The organism is Providencia heimbachae ATCC 35613 (genome assembly GCF_001655055.1).
In the GTDB taxonomy this organism is placed as follows: Bacteria; Pseudomonadota; Gammaproteobacteria; order Enterobacterales; family Enterobacteriaceae; genus Providencia; species Providencia heimbachae.
Window position 1 is genome coordinate 1 of record NZ_LXEW01000002.1, and the last position, 4,759, is coordinate 4,759.

At 33.9% G+C, this 4,759-nt stretch carries 5 protein-coding genes; 3 read left to right on the plus strand and 2 right to left on the minus strand.

From position 1 onward, the window contains the following. Nucleotides 1-492 precede the first annotated feature (492 nt). Nucleotides 493-873 carry a hypothetical protein gene (locus M998_RS00080; protein WP_068446509.1) on the plus strand — a complete coding sequence of 127 codons (381 nt, stop codon included), beginning with the start codon at nt 493-495 and terminating at the stop codon, nt 871-873. A gap of 91 nt (nt 874-964) precedes the next feature. On the opposite strand, the gene M998_RS00085 is transcribed toward M998_RS00080, so the two are convergent. Continuing rightward, nucleotides 965-1,336, minus strand: coding sequence for a hypothetical protein (locus tag M998_RS00085; RefSeq protein ID WP_068444539.1), 372 nt, complete (start codon nt 1,334-1,336; stop codon nt 965-967). Nucleotides 1,337-1,712: 376 nt separating this feature from the next. Next, nucleotides 1,713-1,964 carry a DinI-like family protein gene (locus M998_RS00090; RefSeq protein WP_068907073.1) on the minus strand — a complete coding sequence of 84 codons (252 nt, stop codon included), beginning with the start codon at nt 1,962-1,964 and terminating at the stop codon, nt 1,713-1,715. 627 nt (nt 1,965-2,591) lie between these two features. Here M998_RS00090 and M998_RS00095 point away from each other — a divergent pair. Together M998_RS00095 and yddG are read left to right on the plus strand one after the other, a co-directional pair. After that, nucleotides 2,592-4,052: an alanine/glycine:cation symporter family protein gene (locus M998_RS00095; protein ID WP_068444532.1), complete on the plus strand. Its 1,461-nt coding sequence runs from the start codon at nt 2,592-2,594 to the stop codon at nt 4,050-4,052. A gap of 268 nt (nt 4,053-4,320) precedes the next feature. Then, nucleotides 4,321-4,759 (plus strand): aromatic amino acid DMT transporter YddG (gene yddG, locus M998_RS00100; protein ID WP_156510931.1); only part of this gene is annotated, 439 nt, incomplete at its 3' end.

Genomic DNA, 4,759 nt, shown 5'->3' on the forward strand with positions numbered 1-4,759 from the left:
TCGCATCTTTTTGTTCTATCGAGCATTTGTAATCTCCAAGTGCAGTGATAGCCGCAATTTTTACATCATTATTCGCACCGTAAGTTAATTCCACTAGGTTTTTGACTATTTTTTCTTTCATATAATTAATAAGTTGTAATTTTAAAAAGTGATAAGGTGATTATAGGAGGAATAGTTAGAATAAAAAATGTTTTTTTTATCAATGTGTAATGTTTTAATATAAAAACGGCTGATATTATTAAGATTGAAAAATATTTCATATGGAAATACTTACTTGTAAAAAGTTCTATTTAAATTAGTGTGGGATGCTATTAATTTTAGCCATTGATTGTTTTCTAGGATCTTTTCTCGTGGTTATAAGGTTACTCTCTTAAAATTTACATACGGATACATTAGATAGAATAAAGCTCTGAAGGCTCATTTTGTTCACTACAAATGATAAAATGTAATTATAATTATGGTTATCTCCCACAAAGCTAGAAGGAAATGGTGTTGAAGCGAATAAAAACGAAGCTTTTGATTGTTATATTACTTGCTCTCGGTGTGTTCTCTTACCAATACTATACAAGTATTGGTGATTCGGATGTTGAAAATGCAGCTCAGCTGCGCGTTACTAAAAAAATCGCATCTTCGAGTAATTTGGTTTTTAATGATGTCAAAATAACACAAAAGAGTGAGTTTAAAGAGGGGGTAAGCTATCGAGTTTGTGGGTTATATCGACTTGAATCAAACGAGGAATATCAGCCTTTTATCGCAAATATAGGCGTGCAAGATGGCAAGTTTTCAGAACATGACCAGCTAATTGTCAGTGAGACACCTGAATTGCGATTAGCAATAGAAAACTTGTGTCAGCCAACGGATAGTCAAAAATAAATCCTCTAGTTGATGAAAATGTGCCCTAAGAAAGAAGGGCACTATTTTTATGCGTTAGTACTTGTATATAGATAGCACTATATAAATAGGACTAAGATTTGTTTAAAAGCAGCTCAGTTTGGATTTTACAAGCAGAAACGGAATCATTTAAAGATTTCATAAAGTCTTCTTTATTAGCGAATTGGGCTTTGTTTGTCCGTATGGCATCGATAGCGGTTGCTAAATTCTGGCGTAAATCTGCTTCAAGAGTTTCTAATTTCGCTAAATCAACTTTTTCGCTTTTCAATTTTTCAATTGTTTGGCTGGTTAGCTGACTGTTACTTTTATCTGTGCTATATGCCTCACTCAAGGCTTGGCCGGTGATATCACAATAATCGCTGGCTAATTCGCTGATATTTAAAGGCTCATTTGCTGCTATAGCAAGAACTGGGGTCAGGCACAAAGCCAGTAATAAACGCTTCATAGTAATACCTCTATTTTGCACTCAATGAATTTTAACTCTAAACGATAACAAAGAATGACTATAGCAGATTAGACCGAAAACCGGAGTGGAAAGGTCTTTTTTAGCATGATTTCATAAAAAAAAGCCAGTATAAATACTGGCCGCTATAATTAGCAAAAGCAATGTAAATGAAAATTACGTTATATACATTACCATATAACGATGAAAGGTAAAGAGGTTTAGTTAAAGGTATTATGAAGTTAAAGTTAATGATGATCTTGATCAGAATTAGAGCAAAAGAGATGCTGTTATGGAGAAAATTCAAAAGCGAAGCCTATTAATCAGCCGACTATGTGTAGCACTAAAAATAGTCGGCCATAAGGCGTAAGTGATTGTATTATTTTGTTTTTAACCAATATCCGTGCTTAAGAACGTCTTCAACGAGTTCATGTAAAACAATGTGTGATTCTTTTTCGTCATGAAAACCATGAGTCTCAAATGTTGTTGGTCCACTATCATGGGTTATACATAAATTACTACCAGGATAAACCTCTAATATTCTTGCTTTTAACTCTGCAATGAAAGTGTCATAGGTTTTTTCTGTAAGTTTTGAAACTGAATCATCAGAGAGTTTGATATTAATTTTCATGTGTTAACCTCTTGTCTAGAAAGCGAAATTTCACTCAGTGTATTGTTATCGAAAAACATAAGCAATAGTCTTATTAAGATGATTTTAATGTGATGAATTTTGGTCGTGTTAGTATAGGGTATTACATAGAGTAAAAATTATTATAAAATAAAGATAAATATATTTAGGGCTATTTTAAATATAAAATAAATTTTACTTTGTTGTGTTTTTATTACATGAAAAATTTAATTTAATCGATATTTTTAATTTAATGAAAAACTATGAGTTAGATAAAAATATTAATGAAACCATTAAGTTGATGGAAAAATAATCTAAAAATCAATCGGTTGATTAATTTTATTTTTATAATGTTATTCTGTTGATTATTCCATTGATTTTATTGCGTTTATTTTTTAACTTTAAATAATCATGGTTGATATTTAATCACACCACTTCATTTTAATTAATCGTTATAACAAAAATAAATTTACACAAAAGGTAAAAGAATATATTTTCAATAACTCATTTTTTGAATTTTAAATTCATTGATTAAAAATCTATTTTTGATTTTATATTCAGTTGATATGAAGTGTGTAAATAGAACAACTAAAAATTTCATTAGTCGATTTAATAATAAAGGAGGGTAATTTGATAGAATTTATAAATTCACTGAGTAATATTATTTGGGGTTCATTGCTTATTTACTTACTGCTTGGTGCAGGGGTTTATTTCACGATAAGATCAGGGTTTATTCAAATAAGGCATTTTACCCATATGTTTGGCGTACTGAAAAATAGTAAGCAATCGGATAAAGCGGGTATATCCTCATTTCAAGCGCTTTGTACAAGCCTTGCCGCAAGGGTCGGAACGGGTAATTTGACTGGGGTTGCTATTGCACTTACAGCCGGTGGACCCGGCGCTATTTTTTGGATGTGGGTTGTTGCTTTATTAGGAATGGCAACATCATTTGTTGAATGTACTTTAGCGCAATTATATAAAACAAAAGATGACCAAGGTAATTATCGTGGCGGCCCTTCTTACTATATGCAGAAAGGCTTAAACCAGCGCTGGATGGGGGTTCTATTTTCTATATTTTTAATTATTGCATTTGGTCTAGTATTTAATGCAGTTCAAGCTAATTCAATCGCACAGGCAACAGCTGTCGCATTTGATTTTAACCCTCTTTATGTTGGAATAGGATTAGTGATTCTGAGTGGGATCGTTATCTTTGGCGGATTAAAATCAATTGCAAAAGTTGCTGAACTGGTTGTTCCAATAATGGCGCTCGCATATTTATTACTTGCATTTTGGGTAATGGGACATCATATCGAACGTTTGCCTGATGTTTTTATGTTAATTATTCGAAATGCTTTTGGTTTGCAAGAAGCCGCTGGAGGCGCGGTAGGTTATGGGGTTGCGCAAGCAATGACCCAAGGGATCCAGCGAGGTCTATTTTCAAATGAAGCTGGAATGGGGTCGGCACCTAATGCTGCGGCTTCTGCGTCACCTTATCCGCCACATCCCGCGTCTCAAGGTTATGTACAGATGTTAGGGGTATTTATGGATACCATTGTAATCTGTAGTGCAACTGCGATTATTATTTTGTCATCAGGTGTATTAGAGGGGCCAGTTGATCAAATCAATGGAATAGAATTGACTCAATTAGCACTGTCATCAGCGGTGGGAAGTTGGGGGTCAATATTTATCGCGATTGCGATATTCTTCTTTGCATTTACTTCTATTATTGCAAATTATGCTTACGCAGAAAGTAATATGATCTTTTTGGAAAATAACCATACCGCCGGTTTATTAATTTTTCGTTTGGCGGCATTAGGAATGGTTATGTTTGGTGCACTGGCTGAAATGCCCTTTATTTGGAAGCTTGCAGATCTATCTATGGGACTGATGGCAATTACGAACTTAATTGCCATTTTGTTGTTATCTGGGATTGCATTTAGACTAGCAAAAGATTACAACCAGCAGCGAGTTAATGGCAAAGTTCCAACTTTTGATATTAACCAACACCCTGAGCTTAAAAAACAATTTGAAGAAGGTATTTGGGAAAAAGAACAGGTTGAAAAATGGGTAAAAAAAGAATCAGGCGGTTAACTTGTGTATTTTTCTGTCTATAAATTATACCTATAATCGTAATGGTCATTTCTGACTCAGCGCTCGATGTATAAATAGATAGTTTTATGAAGCCGAAGGCGCCTAAATAATTATTAGGTGCCTTTTTCAATAATAAAATAAGGCATTGAATTTTATCCACAGGCAATTAATAAAAGAGCTTGATTAATAATCCTATGAGCTTTAAGGTTTTTTATATGGATTTTCATCCCTTTAATGGAATTCACTAGAAAGCATAACCGAGAACAACATGAAACTAGGGCAGTATGCAGCAACATTCTACGGCGTAATCTCTATATTGCTGTGGAGTACAATGGTAGGTTTAATTCGTAATGTGAGTGAAAACTTTGGTCCAATTGGCGGTGCAGCACTCGTTTATACTATAGGGACAGTTGTTCTGATTGTAGTTATGGGGTTACCCAAAATTAGTCAGTACCCAAAGCGTTATTTATTTTGGGGAACGTTACTCTTTGTGAGTTATGAAATCTGTTTTGTTCTAGCGCTGGGATTAGCCAATAATAGACAACAAGCGATTGAGCTCGGTATGGTTAATTATTTATGGCCATGTTTTACTATTGCACTCGCCGTTTTTTTTAATCGGCAGCGGTTTACTTTTTTACTTGTAATTGGTCTAGCATTAGCATTTTCAGGATTAATCTGGGTAATTTCGGGTGATCAACCTATATCCG